Annotated in this window: 15 protein-coding genes and 1 pseudogene; 10 read left to right on the top strand and 6 right to left on the bottom strand. The window is 58.3% G+C overall.

Annotated features, from left to right (window positions below):
• Positions 1 to 35: 35 nt before the first annotated feature.
• The 3 genes from ISN39_RS27000 to ISN39_RS27010 form a co-directional block, all read right to left on the bottom strand.
• A complete protein-coding gene (locus ISN39_RS27000) occupies positions 36 to 1,073 on the bottom strand; it encodes a substrate-binding domain-containing protein (RefSeq protein WP_194731168.1) in 1,038 nt (345 codons plus the stop codon).
• A 246-nt stretch (positions 1,074 to 1,319) separates the two neighbouring features.
• Entirely contained in the window at positions 1,320 to 1,559 is a 240-nt protein-coding gene (locus ISN39_RS27005; RefSeq protein ID WP_074071880.1) for a DUF1127 domain-containing protein, read from the bottom strand.
• Positions 1,560 to 2,018: 459 nt separating this feature from the next.
• Positions 2,019 to 3,062, bottom strand: coding sequence for a LacI family DNA-binding transcriptional regulator (locus tag ISN39_RS27010; RefSeq protein ID WP_074073070.1), 1,044 nt, complete (start codon positions 3,060 to 3,062; stop codon positions 2,019 to 2,021).
• Between the two features lie 414 nt (positions 3,063 to 3,476).
• Here ISN39_RS27010 and ISN39_RS27015 point away from each other — a divergent pair, with 414 nt between their 5' ends.
• The 6 genes from ISN39_RS27015 (at position 3,477) to ISN39_RS27040 (ending at position 9,646) form a co-directional block, all read left to right on the top strand.
• Entirely contained in the window at positions 3,477 to 4,511 is a 1,035-nt protein-coding gene (locus tag ISN39_RS27015) for a Gfo/Idh/MocA family oxidoreductase (protein ID WP_194731169.1), read from the top strand.
• An 11-nt stretch (positions 4,512 to 4,522) separates the two neighbouring features.
• Positions 4,523 to 5,425 carry a sugar phosphate isomerase/epimerase gene (locus tag ISN39_RS27020; protein ID WP_194731170.1) on the top strand — a complete coding sequence of 301 codons (903 nt, stop codon included), beginning with the start codon at positions 4,523 to 4,525 and terminating at the stop codon, positions 5,423 to 5,425.
• A 65-nt stretch (positions 5,426 to 5,490) separates the two neighbouring features.
• Positions 5,491 to 6,723, top strand: a complete 1,233-nt coding sequence (locus ISN39_RS27025; protein ID WP_194731171.1) for a sugar ABC transporter substrate-binding protein — start codon at positions 5,491 to 5,493, stop codon at positions 6,721 to 6,723.
• Between the two features lie 129 nt (positions 6,724 to 6,852).
• Positions 6,853 to 7,755 carry a sugar ABC transporter permease gene (locus tag ISN39_RS27030; protein ID WP_074071876.1) on the top strand — a complete coding sequence of 301 codons (903 nt, stop codon included), beginning with the start codon at positions 6,853 to 6,855 and terminating at the stop codon, positions 7,753 to 7,755.
• Positions 7,752 to 8,579, top strand: a complete 828-nt coding sequence (locus tag ISN39_RS27035) for a carbohydrate ABC transporter permease (protein ID WP_022717691.1) — start codon at positions 7,752 to 7,754, stop codon at positions 8,577 to 8,579. Before ISN39_RS27030 ends, ISN39_RS27035 begins: the two co-directional genes overlap by 4 nt.
• Positions 8,576 to 9,646 (top strand): ABC transporter ATP-binding protein, encoded by a 1,071-nt coding sequence (locus ISN39_RS27040; RefSeq protein ID WP_194731172.1) that lies wholly within the window; start codon positions 8,576 to 8,578, stop codon positions 9,644 to 9,646. The genes ISN39_RS27035 and ISN39_RS27040 overlap by 4 nt, the downstream gene beginning before the upstream one ends.
• A 16-nt stretch (positions 9,647 to 9,662) precedes the next feature.
• Here ISN39_RS27040 and ISN39_RS27045 read toward each other — a convergent pair whose 3' ends face one another.
• Positions 9,663 to 10,694 carry an aldo/keto reductase gene (locus ISN39_RS27045; RefSeq protein ID WP_074071873.1) on the bottom strand — a complete coding sequence of 344 codons (1,032 nt, stop codon included), beginning with the start codon at positions 10,692 to 10,694 and terminating at the stop codon, positions 9,663 to 9,665.
• A gap of 272 nt (positions 10,695 to 10,966) precedes the next feature.
• On the opposite strand from ISN39_RS27045, the gene ISN39_RS27050 reads away from it, so the two are divergent.
• Both ISN39_RS27050 and ISN39_RS36810 read left to right on the top strand, forming a co-directional pair.
• Positions 10,967 to 11,857, top strand: coding sequence for a LysR family transcriptional regulator (locus tag ISN39_RS27050; RefSeq protein WP_194731173.1), 891 nt, complete (start codon positions 10,967 to 10,969; stop codon positions 11,855 to 11,857).
• Positions 11,858 to 11,956: 99 nt separating this feature from the next.
• Positions 11,957 to 12,157: a hypothetical protein gene (locus tag ISN39_RS36810; RefSeq protein ID WP_239600706.1), complete on the top strand. Its 201-nt coding sequence runs from the start codon at positions 11,957 to 11,959 to the stop codon at positions 12,155 to 12,157.
• Between the two features lie 380 nt (positions 12,158 to 12,537).
• Here the strand turns inward: ISN39_RS36810 and ISN39_RS27055 are convergent, their stop codons facing one another.
• Positions 12,538 to 12,855: a PepSY domain-containing protein gene (locus ISN39_RS27055; protein ID WP_194731174.1), complete on the bottom strand. Its 318-nt coding sequence runs from the start codon at positions 12,853 to 12,855 to the stop codon at positions 12,538 to 12,540.
• 270 nt (positions 12,856 to 13,125) lie between these two features.
• Here ISN39_RS27055 and ISN39_RS36815 point away from each other — a divergent pair.
• A pseudogene (locus tag ISN39_RS36815) lies at positions 13,126 to 13,227 on the top strand (transposase); the annotation flags it as partial.
• A gap of 171 nt (positions 13,228 to 13,398) precedes the next feature.
• A complete protein-coding gene (locus ISN39_RS27060) occupies positions 13,399 to 13,878 on the top strand; it encodes a hypothetical protein (protein WP_074071870.1) in 480 nt (159 codons plus the stop codon).
• A 138-nt stretch (positions 13,879 to 14,016) separates the two neighbouring features.
• Here the strand turns inward: ISN39_RS27060 and ISN39_RS27065 are convergent, their stop codons facing one another.
• A complete protein-coding gene (locus ISN39_RS27065) occupies positions 14,017 to 14,280 on the bottom strand; it encodes a hypothetical protein (RefSeq protein ID WP_194731175.1) in 264 nt (87 codons plus the stop codon).
• Positions 14,281 to 14,454: the final 174 nt, after the last annotated feature.

Raw genomic sequence — 14,454 nt, forward strand, 5'->3', positions numbered from 1 at the left:
AATTGCGGCCGCGTCCCAAAACGGCGCGGCCAGTTTCATGGATTGAGGAAAAAGGCGTCGCTTTCGCCTGGGACCAGTTCCAGCGGCCAGATCGTGTTGCGCGCGCCCTTCGGATAATATTTCGCATAAGCGGGCATGGTCGCAAGCAGCGTTTCGGCCAGTTCGACACCGAGATCGCGCAGCGACATGCGGAAGCAGGTGAGGGCAGGTTGCAGGAATTTGGCGCGTGGCTCCTCACGGAAGCCGATCACTGCCAGATCGCGCCCCGGAACGACGCCTGCCTCGACCAAGCGTCTGTAAAGACCAATCGCCATCAACTCGTAGATCAGGATGATGGCTGTCGGCTTGTTGTCCAAGAGCAGCAATTCGTGTCCGGCCTGGTAGCCACCTTGTTCGCTCGATTTGACGCGAATGACGAGCTTGGGATCATACGGGATGCCGTGGCGCTCAAGCGACTGATGGTAGGCATCGACGAAGACATAGCCGAGATTGATATCGCTCGAAGGTGCTGCGATCGCGATCCTACGATGTCCCTTGGCCACCAGCCGGTCGACCGCCGATGCCGCCACGCCCTCGAAATCAAGATCTATCCAGGTGTAGTTGCCGCCCGATGAGCTTCGTCCGAGCGCGACGAAAGGAATCTTGGCTTTCACCAGAAGATCGATGCGCCTATCGATCCGCTGCGTCGCTGAAATAATCATCGCGTCAACGACGCGCCGCGCCACCATGCGCTTCAGGTATTCATAGGGATCCTCGTCGCTGGGGCAGGGCAGCATCACGAGGTCGAGCTTGTGCCGCGCAAGCACGCTCTGCAGACCGCCGGTGAGGCCGAGAAAAAAGTTGTCGCTATTTTCGACGGTTTCCTTGCTGGATTCGATCATCAATCCGATAACGTTGGTCGTGCCCTGCCTCAGGCTGCGGCCGGACTGATTTGCCACATAGCCAAGCTCCTCGGCAGCCGCCAGCACGCGCTTGCGCGTTTCCTCGTTGACGTCCGGTTTGTCGTTTAGCGCGCGGGAAACCGTCCCGATCGAAATGTCGAGATGCTTGGCAAGCTGTCGGATTCCCTTCATCGGCTGCGTTCTTCCTCCCCGATCAAAACGCATGATCTTCTCTTATTGCCACAGGAATGCGTTTCCGCAAAGCGGCTGCGGTCCCGCTCGTGGGCGGCAGCGGTGTGCGGCACAGACGTCAGATCGGCACGAGATGAAGATGCCGCATCGTCTTCGCGCCGGCAGCCGACGTCTATTGTATGCTTCTCATGACGATGGTCCGCAGGCAGACGCCAGCCCCGGCAGCCAGGCCGCCGGGGCTGGAAGTCATCTTGTATCGGGCCAGATGCTCCAGAATCTCGCCGCCCCGTACGCATCCTCGGCCTCCGGAAGGCCGATATCGCGGCGCATACGATCTGACAGCTGGGAGACCTGGTTCACCGTTTGGTGATGCCTCCAGGCGGCCAGAACCAGCGCGCGGGCTGTCCTCCAGACGCCAAATTTCTGGTACAGTTCATCGACCGTCGCCGAAAGGGTTTCAGCAACTACTACTTGTGCTTCACGCATGATTTTTCCGTCCCGGCGCGCTCAAGCAGCCAGGTCCTCTCGAAGGTTAAAAAGACACATGGAGGCGGACGTGGAACACACGTAGTCGTTCGGCGGTCCGGCTCAATTCAGGTCAAGTTGGGAAATGCCGAAATGGCAGTGATCCGGGGTTTATACAGCCTCGGAGGAATGTCGGCCCGGATTGGATGCACAACGCATCGACGTCTTGCGAGCCATCCCGCCAGCGGGGCGTATGAACACGAGAATGGGATTCATTTCACGCCTCCTCTGATTAAATTTGCGAGATAGGCTTATATTTGCACAACAGCGGATGATCAGCAATATTAAATCTTGAATTGTAACTATCACCGAGAAGTTTGTTGCCTAACGGCAACACGCCATCATGCGACACCTCTCGTTCGGCAGCATCGAGAATGACCTCCGGCGAGCGGCAAAAGTGACACATATCGAGCGCTGAGGTCAGGGGGTGAAGCTGTCGCGGAAGATAAGTTCCGGAATGACCCTCTCATAGGCAGGCGGCAAGTCCGGGCTGGCAAGCCGACGCTCGACAAGGTCGACGGCGCGCTGTGCCATGACGACCGGATCCTGGCGGAAAGTCGTAAGCCGGTAGCTGAGCCAGGCTGCCTCCGGTACATCGTCAAAGCCGATCACGGCGACGTCTTCCGGTATCCGCAAGCCGAGCGTCTTTCGGACATGATCCATCAATCCGAAGGCAATCAAATCGTTGGCGCAATAGACCGCATCGGGTCTTTCGGCCCGGGAGAAGAGTTGACGCGCGGCATCGATGCCGCTGTCATAGTCGGAATCTATGCCGCGTCCGACCGAGACCGAAGCGCCGAACTCCTCGGCTGCCGCCAAGAAGGCATCCTCGCGCTCGGCAATGCTGGACGTTGCCGAATGCGACGCTGCAACGGCAAGCCGCCGGTATCCCTTGTCGAAGAAGGCCGTCGCTGCATTGCGGGAGGCTTCGGCGTTTCCGGCACTGACATGGTCCGCATCCGGTTCGGTGCGGCCGATGACCACCAGCGGCTGGCCGTTGCGATGCGCGATATCTACGAAGCTCGCGGGTGGGGATCCCGAAAGAATGATCGTTGCTTCGGCGCGGTGGCCGATCAACATCTTCTGCGCTGCAAGCAATTCATCCTCGGTCTGGCCGGTGTTGATCAGGATCGGGATGCTGCCCCGCTTTATCAGCGCTTTTGCAAGTGCTGCGGCCAGATGGGCGCGAAAGCCGACTTCCGGCCGCGTCGCAACGATGCCGACCAGGCGGCTTTGATTTGCAAGGACGCCGCGTGCCAGATCGTTGACATGATAACCAAGCTCCTCGGCAGCCTTCTGCACCCGCTCGCGGGTGGCGGGCGCAACGCTTGCGCCTGGCGTGAAAGTCCGTGAAACAGCGGAGCGTGAAACGCCCGCAAGCTGTGCGACCTGATCTGCGCTGACAAATCGCATGCGCTCCTTGCGCTTGGTCTTCTTTCCGTCGATCGTCGGGCCGTCCTTCATTGGCATTCCTTTATCCACCCGCGAAAGCACGTCTGCCGTTAGGACCCGCTTCATCATTAGCATAAACATCCAGGATGCAAGAATGAGCGCGGTCATCACTGCAACCTGAGTTGCCACTGGCGCTTGCCATGCAAACAGCAGTAGGTCGTCGTGTTTGCCCTTGCGTTGCATCGCTGTGCAACCTGGTTTGGGGTTTGGTAAAATGTCTGTTTGACAGCCCGATGACATGCCCGGCATGACCGTGCTGCCTTGCAATGTGAATTTGTCTAAGATCGCGCATTTAAAGCTGTTTTCCGCAGCATTTCGCCCCGGTTCGCCCTCTATTGACAGCAAGAAACGTTTCCGCTTACTATCGTAAACGTTTACGGGACACGCAAACGGAGATTTGCCGGACGCGCGCCGCGGGAGGAAATCGTGACATTGAATGCAGTTCTGTGCGGTTGCGGAGCCATGTCCAAAGGCTGGCTGCGCGCCTTAAAGGAAACCCCGGCTCTAGCCGAATCGATCGAGGTCACCGGCCTCGTCGATGTGAACCTGGCTGCGGCCGAAGCGCTCACCTCGGAGTTCGGCCTGAATAAGGCCTCCATCGGCACTGATCTTTCCAGCGTTATTGCAAAGGCGAGGGCGGATATCGTCTTTGACGTCGTCACCCCTGCTGCCCGTTTCAATGTCGTCTCTACGGCACTTAAGGCGGGATGCCATGTGCTGAGCGAAAAGCCGATGGCTACCTCGCTGGCGGAAGGAGCTGCCCTGATCGATCTTGCGGCGGAGACCGGCAAGATCCATGCGATCATCCAGAACCGACGCTTCATTTCCGGAGTTCGCCGCATGCGCCGTTTTGTCGAAAGCGGCGCAATCGGCGATGTGACCGCGATCCATTGCGACTTCTTCATAGCCCCGCATTTCGGCGGCTTCCGCGAGGACATGGACAATGTCCTGCTTCTCGACATGGCGATCCATACCTTCGATGCCGCACGCTTTGTCGCCGGCAAGAAGCCGCTCGCCGTCTATTGCGTCGAGCGTAATCCAAAAGGGTCGTGGTATCGTCACGGCGCCTCTGCCAACGCCACCTTTGAATTCTCCGACGATGTCGTTTTCACCTATCGCGGCTCCTGGTGCGCAGAAGGCGAGCGTACGAGCTGGGAAAGCCAGTGGCGTCTCGTCGGCTCCAAGGGAATGCTAACCTGGGACGGGGATCAAATATTCCGCGCCGCAGTTGCCGGCGAAGAGACGGGCCTGCTTCGCGGCGTTACGCCCGTCGACGTTCCTGGGGCGGAGCGGGACGAGGAGACGCACGGCCATGCCAGCGTGATTGCCGGTTTCGTGGACGCCATCCGGACCGGCAAGCGGCCGGAGACGGCCGGCAGCGACAACATCAGAAGCCTTGCCATGGTCTTCGGCGCGATCGAGAGCGCCAGAACCGGCAAGCGCGTTGAAATTTCAGCATAAGGAATGAGATCGTGAGCAATCCTGCAAAATCCATCCGTATCGGAACTATGGTCAGCGCGTCCAAGGGCGGCGCCGACAAGCGCATCGGCCAGATCGCCGATATGGGGTTCGAGAGCTTCGAGCCCTTTTTCTGGCAGACGACCAACGGACAGGATCTTGCCGAGCTCGGCAAGCGCTCACTCGACGCGATCGGCGATCGCGACATTACAATTTCGACGCTCGGCATGTTTGGCAATCCGCTGGAAGAAACCGATATCGACTTGCAGACGCTGCAGGGCTGGAAGGACTGCATCGACAATGCCCATCATTTTGGCGCCACCTGCGTTGCCGGCTTTACCGGCCGCATCCGCGGTACGCCGCTGACCGACAGCCTGCCGCGCTACAAGCAGATCTGGAGCGAGCTTGCCAAGCGCGCCGCCGACAAGGGCATCAAGATCGCCTTCGAAAACTGCGCTATGGACGGCAACTGGGCAACCGGTGACTGGAACATCGCGCATAATCCGGATGCCTGGGAGCTGATCTTCAATGAGACGCCGGACGACAATATCGGCCTTGAGTGGGAACCCTGCCACCAGATGGTTTACCTGATCGAGCCGCTGCCGCAGATTCGAAAGTGGGCAAAGAAAATCTTCCATGTCCACGGCAAGGATGCGACGATCCGCTGGGATGTCATCAAGGAGCATGGCATCTTCGGCAAGGAAAAGTTCGTCTTCATGCGCACGCCGGGTTTCGGCGACAGCAACTGGATGGACATCATTTCGGAGCTGCGTCTGGCCGGCTGGTCGGGCTCGATCGATATCGAAGGCTGGCACGATCCGGTTTACCGCGACGTGCTGGAGATGACGGGCCAGGTCTACGCACTGAATTATCTGAAGCATGCCCGGGGCGGCGATTTCGTCGCCGATCCGGTTTGATGATACCGCGCCCGGCAAGGAGGATTTTGCCGGGCAGTCGGGGGTAACCACAAAGGAGGAGAACCATGGCTATCCGCAAATTCGCAGTTCTGGGCGCTTTGGCACTTGCCGGCGTCTCGCTCTTCGGCCTTTCAGCCAAGGCGGAAGACGTTACCATCAGCGTCTGGTCGCTTGATCGCGACATTCAACCAGCGCCCAATCTCGTCAAGGAATTCAACGCGCAGAACAACGGCATTAAGATCGAGTACCGCCTGATCCAGTTCGATGACGTCGTTACCGAAGCGATGCGCGCCTATGCCTCCGGTCAGGCGCCCGACATCATTGCCGTCGATAATCCGGAACACGCGATGTTCGCTTCGCGTGGCGCCTTCCTCGATCTGACCGACATGATCTCGAAGTCGACCGTGATCAAGCCGGAGAATTATTTTCCCGGGCCGCTGAAGTCGGTCGAATGGGACGGGAAATACTATGGCGTGCCGAAAGCAACCAACACGATCGCCCTCTACTACAACAAGGATATGTTCAAGGCGAAGGGCCTCGACCCGAACAAGCCGCCGCAGACCTGGGATGAGCTCGTTGAAGACGCGCGCAAACTGACCGATCCGGCTAAGAACGTCTATGGCTTGGCCTTCTCTGCAAAAGCCAACGAGGAGGGCACCTTCCAGTTCCTTCCCTGGGCCCAAATGGGCGGTGGCGGCTACGAGAACATCAATGCCGACGGCGCTGTCAAGGCGCTTGAGACCTGGAAGACCATTATGGACGAGAAGCTTGCCTCGCCCGATACACTGACGCGCGGCCAGTGGGACTCGACCGGCACTTTCAATTCCGGCAATGCAGCAATGGCGATCTCCGGTCCGTGGGAACTCGACCGCATGGTGAAGGAAGCCAAGTTCGATTGGGGTGTAACGCTGCTTCCGGTTCCGAAGGCAGGCGCGGACCGCTCGTCGGCCATGGGCGACTTCAACTGGGCGATCTTCGCAAGTTCCAAGCACCCGGCCGAAGCCTTCAAGGCGCTTGAATATTTCGCCTCTCAGGACGACAAGTTGTTCAAGAACTACGGCCACCTTCCGGCCCGTTCCGACATCACCACCCCGGTGACCGGCGAAAAGCTGAAGGATGACGCTCTCAAGGTCTTCCTCGAGCAGATGAAATATGCCAAGCCCCGCGGCCCGCACCCGCAGTGGCCGAAGATCTCCAAGGCGATCCAAGACGCAATACAGGCAGCATTGACGGGCCAGATGAGCGCCAAGGAAGCACTCGACCAGGCCGCCGACAAAATCAAGGCCGTTCTTGGATAATTGGCACCCAGTTAATCGCTTCGTCTTCTCCCCGCTCCGGGGAGAAGGAGAAACTCAACCATTCCTCCCGGCAGGGGCTGTCTTCCGCGAGAGCGCCAGGCAGCCCCGTTCGGAGTTATCGGAGGCCCGATGAAGAGGATCCTGATGAGCGTCAAGGACGGCCGCGGTTTCGATATCGTGCTTGTCGCCTTTCCGCTCGGCTTTCTGTTCCTGATGGCGGGTCTGCCGCTCATCTACAATGTTGTGATGAGCTTCCAAGAGGTTGACATGTTCAGCCTCGGGACCTTCTCGCGCCCCTTCGTCGGCTTCAAGAATTACACGGATATCTTCGCGCAGCCCGAGACGCTGGGGATCCTTTACAACACGCTGATCTTCGTCACCGGCTCGATCGCCGGTCAGTTCTTGATCGGTTTCGGGCTTGCGTTGTTCTTCTGGGTGAACTTTCCCGGTGCATCGTGGCTGCGCGGTCTCTTCCTCGTGTCCTGGGTCATGCCGGGCCTCGTTGTCGGCGCCATCTGGAACTGGATTTTGTCAGGCGACTTCGGCGTGCTCAATTTCATCCTGCGAGAAAGCGGCATCATCTCGGGAAACATCTTCTGGCGTTCCGACCCGCACTATTCGCTCTTTGCCGTCATTATTGCCAATATCTGGCTCGGCACTTCCTTCAACATGATCCTGCTATCCGTCGGCCTTTCGGCCATCCCCGGCGATCTCTATGAAGCTGCAGAACTCGATGGTGCGAATGCCTGGCAGCGCTTCTGGACCATCACTGTGCCGATGATGCGCTCGACGATCGGCGCCATCATCGCCCTTGGCCTGATCTTCACGCTGCAACAGTTCGACCTCTTCGCCGCGATCACCTCTGGCGGGCCGAACAATTCCTCAAATGTAACGCAATACTGGGCCTGGGAGTTGTCTTTCCGCCAATATGATTTCGCCAAGGGTGCCACGATCTCCGTCATCATGATCGTCTTCGTCATGATCGCCTCTGTGGTCTATGTCCGCTCGACACGCCATGAGGTGCGCGGATGAGTGATACAAACCGCAACCGACTGATGTTCGCAATCGCCATCGCCATGGCGGCGATCTATCTCTTTCCGCTCTACTGGATGTACATCACGGCGCTGAAAAGCGGCTCGGAGATGTTCGCTACGCCGCCGAGCTTCTGGCCGTCTTCTCCGCAATGGAGCACCTATGCCTATGTCTGGGAGAGCCGGAACATGGGCCGCTATCTCTGGAATTCGCTGGTGATCGCGCTCGGTTCCGTGGCGCTCATCACCATTCTCGGCGTTGGCTGCGCTTACGTGCTGGCGCGTTATCGCAGCATCTGGGTGGATATTGGCCTGTTCCTGATCCTCATGCTGCAGGTTCTTCCGGCCTCCCTGATGGTTACACCGATCTTCGTCGGGTTCTCGCAGCTCGGCATGCTCAACTATCCGCGCCTTGCCGTTATCATCGCCATTGCAGCAAAAAGCATGCCCTTCTTCGTCGTCCTCGTCCGTGCCACCTTCATGGCCGTGCCGCAGGAACTGGAAGAGGCCGCTCTTGTCGACGGCAATTCCCGCATCGGCGCCTTCTTCAACATCGTCCTGCCGCTGGCGCGCAACGGCATCCTCGTCAGCGCGATCCTCATTTTCATGCAGGCCTTCGGCGAATTCGTCTATGCGAAATCGATGATCCAGGCCGCCGAGCTTCAGCCGGCGAGTGTCGGTCTCAATTCCTTCATGGGACCGAACACCAACGAGTGGAACAACATCATGGCCTACGCCACGATGTATGTAACGCCGATCCTCGCCATTTTCGTTCTCTTGCAGCGCCGCATCGTATCCGGCCTCACCTCGGGAGCCCTCAAATGACCACTCAGATCGAGCTTGCCGGCGTCAACAAGCATTACGGCGCCTTCCACGCTCTCAAGAACATCAACCTGTCGATTGCCAAGGGGACGTTCGTGGCGCTCGTCGGCCCTTCCGGCTGCGGCAAGTCCACGCTTCTGCGGTCTCTCGCGGGCCTTGAAAGCATCTCTGAGGGCAATCTTAAGATCGCTGGGGAGTTGATGAACAACGTGCCGCCGCGCAAGCGCGACGTGGCAATGGTCTTCCAGTCCTACGCGCTTTATCCGCATATGACGGTCGAGCAGAATCTCACATATAGTCTGCGCATCCGCGGCGTCGCCAAAGCCGAGGCGAAGAAAGCCGCCGAGGAAGTCGCTGCCACTACCGGCCTGTCGCATCTCCTGAAACGCTATCCGCGCGAACTTTCAGGCGGCCAGCGCCAGCGCGTCGCCATGAGCCGCGCCATCATCCGTCATCCGAAGGCATTCCTCTTTGACGAACCGCTTTCCAATCTGGACGCGGCGCTGCGCGTCCATATGCGCAAGGAAATCCGTGCGTTGCACGACCGGCTTCACGCGACTTCCGTTTACGTTACCCACGACCAGATCGAGGCGATGACTATGGCCGATCACGTCGTCGTCATGCGCGAGGGCGTCATCGAGCAGCAGGGAAGGCCGCTTGATCTCTACGACACGCCTGCCAACAAATTCGTCGCCGGCTTCATCGGCTCGCCCGCAATGAACTTTATCCCGGCGATCGTCGGCGAAGATGGCGCAAGCCTGACGCTCGACCTCGGCCCGCTGAAGCACAAGCTGACGATCTCCAGCAAACTGCAACCCGGCCGCAAAGTGACCGCCGGCATTCGCCCCGAGCATATCGGCATCACCGGCCAAGGGCAGGGCACCTTCGACGTTCCGGTCGCCGTCGTGGAATCCACGGGTTCTTCGACCTTCATCACTGCGGCAACCGGACCTGAACTTACCATTGTCGAAACCGGTCGCGGAAATGCACGGGCAGGAGATACCATCGGCGTGATTATCGATCCAGAGAAGCTTCACCTCTTCGATGAGACAAGCGGCGTCAGGATCTGACGCCGCCTTTCAAGATTCAGCGTCCGCCTTCCATCTTGCGGTGGCGCTGGTTGATGCCATGCTCACCATAGGGATATTGCCCGGGCGTCGGCGCGCTGACTTCGTTGAGCCTGGTGGTCTCCTCAAGTGAAAGCGCAAAGCTGGCGGCATTGAGATTGTCGGCGAGCTGCTCAGGATTTCGCGCGCCGAGAATGACGGAGGTCACTGCCGGGCGCGCCGCCGTCCAGGCAAGGGCCACTTGCGCCATGCTGACGCCGCGGGCTCTCGCAATCTCCTCGACCACCCCGATAACTGCCCAGGTGCGCTCCTGCGCATTGCGGGCTTCGAAGGCTTCGCCGCCGCGCGTTGGATTTTCGCCAAGACGGGTTGCGCCGGTCGGCATCTGATCACGCTTGTACTTGCCAGTCAGCCAGCCACCGCCAAGCGGTGACCAAGGAAGCAACCCCAGGCCGGCATCCTGGCAGGCGGCGACGATTTCAAGCTCGATATCGCGCATCAGCAAATTATATTGCGGCTGAAGCGTGACCGGCCGTGTGTAGCCGCGCGCCTTGGCAATTTCGGAAGCCTTGGCAATGTGCCAGGCGACATAGTTGGAAAAACCGTAGTAGCCGATCTTGCCCGCTGAAACGGCATCATCGAGAAAGCGCAGAGTCTCCTCGATGGGCGTCAGCGCGTCCCAAGCATGCATCTGGTAAAGATCGATATGCTCGATGTCCAAGCGACGGAGCGAGTCGTTGAGCGCCTGGTTAAGATGTCTGCGTGAGAGACCGATATCGTTCGGACCCGGACCCATCGGGAAGCGGCCTTTGGTTGCGATCACGGCCTGCTTTGCCTCGGTCGGCCGCGTCTTCAGCCAGCGGCCGATGATCTCTTCGGATTTGCCAGCGCTATATACGTCGGCGGTATCGATGAAATTGCCGCCCCAGGCGAAATAATCGTCGAGCAGCTTGTAAGAGGCGGCCTCGTCCGCCTCCGCACCAAAGGTCATCGTGCCGAGACAATAGGCGCTCACGATTGTGCCGCTGTGGCCGAGTTTGCGATAGTCCATGTTAACCTCCTGATACATCAAAGCCGCGACACCAAGGGCGGCCACCGTCTCGCATCATCGGCACCGATGGCGGCCGTGCTGCAGCCAACGCTTCTTTTCCTGCGCAGCTGTCGGAAAGGACAGCGTCGAGAAGACCGTCATGAACGAATAGGTTGATCACGTGAGGTAGAAGCAATGCCGAAAACGCCGCGAGAGAATGCGTCAGGCGCTTCCATCTTTCAAACGGAAGATTTAGATGAGATTGATCAATATGTGTGAAAAATGAGGCTCCAGTGGAACTACGCCAGCTCCAGTATTTTGTTGCTGCGGCAAAAGCCGAGCATTTCACGAAAGCCGCGCAGCGGTTGAACATTGTTCAGTCCGCTCTTTCGAGTTCAGTCCGGGCGTTGGAACAAGAGCTGAATGCGCAGCTTTTTGTCCGCACTACTCGAAAGGTGCGGCTGACGGCCGCCGGCAGGGCGCTGCTCGAAAAGGCGGAGATTGTCCTTGAGGCAGCGAAGGACGCACGGGAAGCGGTAAGCGCTGTTGCCCAGGCGAAATCGGGCAAGTTGAACCTCGGAACCGTTCAGGGACTGCCGGCATTTGTCGATCTGCCGTTTCTACTTGCCCGTTTTCATAAGCGTCATCCACATATCGACGTGCGGCTGATACAGGGCGGGGCGGTCCATCTCCTGGAGAAGGTCAGGAACGGCAAACTCGACCTTGCATTCCTGCCCATGTTTGATCCGCCGGCCGACATTGCAACCGTCACCATCGCCTGCGAAGAACTGGTTGTCGTCTGCAACAAGTCGCATTCACTTGCCTCAAGCCAGGTTGTTTCGCTTGATGAAATTGCAGCTCATGCCTTTGTCGAATTCGAGCAGGATTTAGGTACGCGCAAAATCATCGATGATCTGTTTTTCACGGCGAATATTGATCGCAAGATCGCATTTGAGGTGAGCGATCTCGGCACGTTGATGGAACTCGTCGGACACGGGCTCGGCATCGCCCTCGTGCCGGAATCGGTCGCCTGCAGCCGGGCACAGACATTGAGTGTTTGCCGTCTGAAAGAAGCAGATGCATGCTGGGAAGTTGTATTGGCTTCATCGGCAACATCGGGCGACGCTCTGCCGAGACGCTTCGAGGAGATCATCGGAAGTGATGCCGCCGGCATCGAAGTTTGACCCGCGCCGGGTGGTGCGTGAATTACGGATACTGTCGAGGCTGGGCGGCCTATGATCGTCTATCGTCATCATGGCCGGAAGTGAGCGAGAGGGATGAACATGAGACGGAAATTCAGTTATGCATTCGGGGCGAGTTTGATCCTGCTCGGATTGCTCTGGATCGGACAAGGTAGCGGGCTCTTCCCGTATCCTTCCTCGAGTTTCATGGTCAATCAAAGTGTCTGGATTCTATGGGGTGTCATAGTCCTGGGGATCGGCGGCATAGCTGTCTTCATCACCCATAAACTGCGCGGGGACTGATAGGCTTGCAGGTCTAAATTTGGCCGGCTGTCGCAGCAGACAGGTTCGTGGTCTGTTTACCCGATCTGCTGGTGAGGCAATTTCGTAAGGATCCGCAAGGACGCAGTCGCGGCTGACAAAACGGCCAACAGAAAGGCCCCAAGCTTATAGAAATCCGCCCCAGCCGTGTTGGACGCATGCAAGTGCCTATCCCGGTCATGAAGCGGCCTCCCTGTTATATCAGTGACTTCCGAGCGCTTACCTAAAGTGTCGGTTGAAATAAAATCTACGATGACAGCAACGTTCGTAGGTTTTGACCATGCTTCGCACTGCTGCGGTTTCGTTTCGCAGTAGTCGTCGAAAAATCCGGATATAACTCTCATTTCGGCGCCTGGGGTTCCCTATTCGGCGACAATGCTGCCCTGATAGTCGAGGGCGATCGAAACAGCCTTGCCGTCCTTCATGCCCGAGGCCATCCAGACGCCTTTGTCGTTGAGCTTTAGGTCTTTAACCTCCGTGTAGCCTGCATTTTCGATGCGATCCTTTGCCTGGGCTTGGGTGAAGCTGTTGGCACCTGCGACGGGGGCAGTCGGGTTCTTCGTGCCTGGTGTTGCGATCGCAGGCGTGTTTCCGGACGGGGATGGCGCAAGTGTTGCCTGGGCTAGCACAGAGAAGGCGGATGCCCCGAGGGCGGTAGCGGCTAGGATGAACGCGCGCATTGTTGTGTTCCTTTTTGGGATCGCCGAGATCCGTGCAAGGAACACCGGTCGAACTTTAAAGTTCCAGAAATTTTCCGGGCGTAAGCGGCATCTTAAGATCCCAATGCATCCCTATGATTTAACGGCCTTCTCCTGAGCTGTAACGCAATGCAAACGCATGCCCGACAGTTGTTGAAGCCTTTAGAGCCAATCATCGTAGCCACGAAAAAACCAGCGTGGGCAAGACCATCAACGAAAACAGACTCATGGAGATTGTTTTGCTGAAATACCGGGCGCTACCACAAGGGCGTTTTGTGGTCGCCGTCCTCCTTTGCGGCAAGCTGTGGCGGCGCACCGCTCTCGGTGATCGCCGAATATGTCAAATCCCAGCGCGAAGCGGCCCAAGGCCGCTCTCGCGTTCCTCCCCGGCCTGAACGCCGGGGTATCCCGCGAGGTTCACGATGAATTTCGACTTTGACATGCTGGCCGGTGGCAGTTTGAACACAAATCCGGAACTTCCCGGCACCTGCGGGATTACTGCGATCAAGCAAGGAGGAACTCAACATGCCAAATCCAGACGAATCCCCAGCAGTTCAGTCCATGAAGCGGGAGCAGGCCCAGCAGCGCAAGCGATCGCGAAAGGGCGAACTCGAGAAAGGACTTGAGGACACCTTTCCGGCCTCAGATCCCGTTTCGGTCACCCACACCACGGCACCATCTGGAAGAGTGGACGCCGAGGCGGCCGAGCGCGTCCAGCGGCAGCGCGACCCCGAACCGCCCGACGAACAATCTCCCTTGGTCGATGAAGCGCTCGCTGCAAGTCGAAAGCGGAACGAGGTCAGCCGCGGCGAGATCAAGGCTCTGCGATCAGAAGTAAGCCGCGTCTCAGAGTCCGCAACAGAGCTCGCCTCCGGTACGGCGCGGATCGCGAAAGTTCAGGCGAGAAGCTTTGTGTATGAAATCGAGGAGCATGTAAGGGCAAGGCCGCTGACTGCCGTCGGCATAGTTGCGGCAGTCGCCTACCTCTGGGGCGCTACCCGCTGACGCCCACTTTGGATCTTCGCTTCCTCTTGAAGTTGTAGGCCATATCGCGGCTTGGCAGATCGCTGTTACGGGACCGATCAAACCCCACCCGGCGCCCATGAGACCATTCTCGGGCTGGAAGACCCGTATGCTCACAGGTCAGAAAGCATCGCGTGGGCGGCAAAAATTGAGGCCCGCAATTCTATACTGCTCCGTTTGCATGATCGTCCCGTGCGACTGTGCTGAAGTCTCGTTATCGTCTGGCCGCACGGCGGCGCTCGTGCCCTTCATTGCCTGTGCGTCGACGCGCGCTGCAGCTTCGCGAAGCAATGTTGCGAAAACGTCAAGCGATACCCTGTCGGCGCGCATAAGCTGTCGGATCAGTGGATCGCTCATTATCTCTGACATGGTCATATCGCGCATAGTTGCCTCCTGATGATGAAAACAATCTAGCCGCGATTGATTACAATCTAATGTAAGAGCGACGGCGAAAAGATGGCCGCAGGCCGGCCGTCAATCATAAGCCGCATTCAAGAACGTCGGATTCGCCCATCTTTTGTCGATTTTGTTGTTGCAGAGATTAGAATGCACGGCTGT

The organism is Rhizobium sp. 007 (assembly GCF_015353075.1).
GTDB lineage: Bacteria > Pseudomonadota > Alphaproteobacteria > Rhizobiales > Rhizobiaceae > Rhizobium.

Excerpts from the sequence above, each read along its gene's own strand:
- ISN39_RS27000 (WP_194731168.1), bottom strand. The coding sequence starts at position 1,073 with ATGAAGGGAATCCGACAGCTTGCCAAGCATCTCGACATTTCGATCGGG.
- ISN39_RS27005 (WP_074071880.1), bottom strand. The coding sequence starts at position 1,559 with ATGCGTGAAGCACAAGTAGTAGTTGCTGAAACCCTTTCGGCGACGGTC.
- ISN39_RS27010 (WP_074073070.1), bottom strand. The coding sequence starts at position 3,062 with ATGAAGGACGGCCCGACGATCGACGGAAAGAAGACCAAGCGCAAGGAG.
- ISN39_RS27025 (WP_194731171.1), top strand. The coding sequence starts at position 5,491 with ATGGCTATCCGCAAATTCGCAGTTCTGGGCGCTTTGGCACTTGCCGGC.
- ISN39_RS27030 (WP_074071876.1), top strand. The coding sequence starts at position 6,853 with ATGAAGAGGATCCTGATGAGCGTCAAGGACGGCCGCGGTTTCGATATC.
- ISN39_RS27035 (WP_022717691.1), top strand. The coding sequence starts at position 7,752 with ATGAGTGATACAAACCGCAACCGACTGATGTTCGCAATCGCCATCGCC.
- ISN39_RS27040 (WP_194731172.1), top strand. The coding sequence starts at position 8,576 with ATGACCACTCAGATCGAGCTTGCCGGCGTCAACAAGCATTACGGCGCC.
- ISN39_RS27045 (WP_074071873.1), bottom strand. The coding sequence starts at position 10,694 with ATGGACTATCGCAAACTCGGCCACAGCGGCACAATCGTGAGCGCCTAT.
- ISN39_RS36810 (WP_239600706.1), top strand. The coding sequence starts at position 11,957 with ATGAGACGGAAATTCAGTTATGCATTCGGGGCGAGTTTGATCCTGCTC.
- ISN39_RS27055 (WP_194731174.1), bottom strand. The coding sequence starts at position 12,855 with ATGCGCGCGTTCATCCTAGCCGCTACCGCCCTCGGGGCATCCGCCTTC.
- ISN39_RS27060 (WP_074071870.1), top strand. The coding sequence starts at position 13,399 with ATGCCAAATCCAGACGAATCCCCAGCAGTTCAGTCCATGAAGCGGGAG.
- ISN39_RS27065 (WP_194731175.1), bottom strand. The coding sequence starts at position 14,280 with ATGCGCGATATGACCATGTCAGAGATAATGAGCGATCCACTGATCCGA.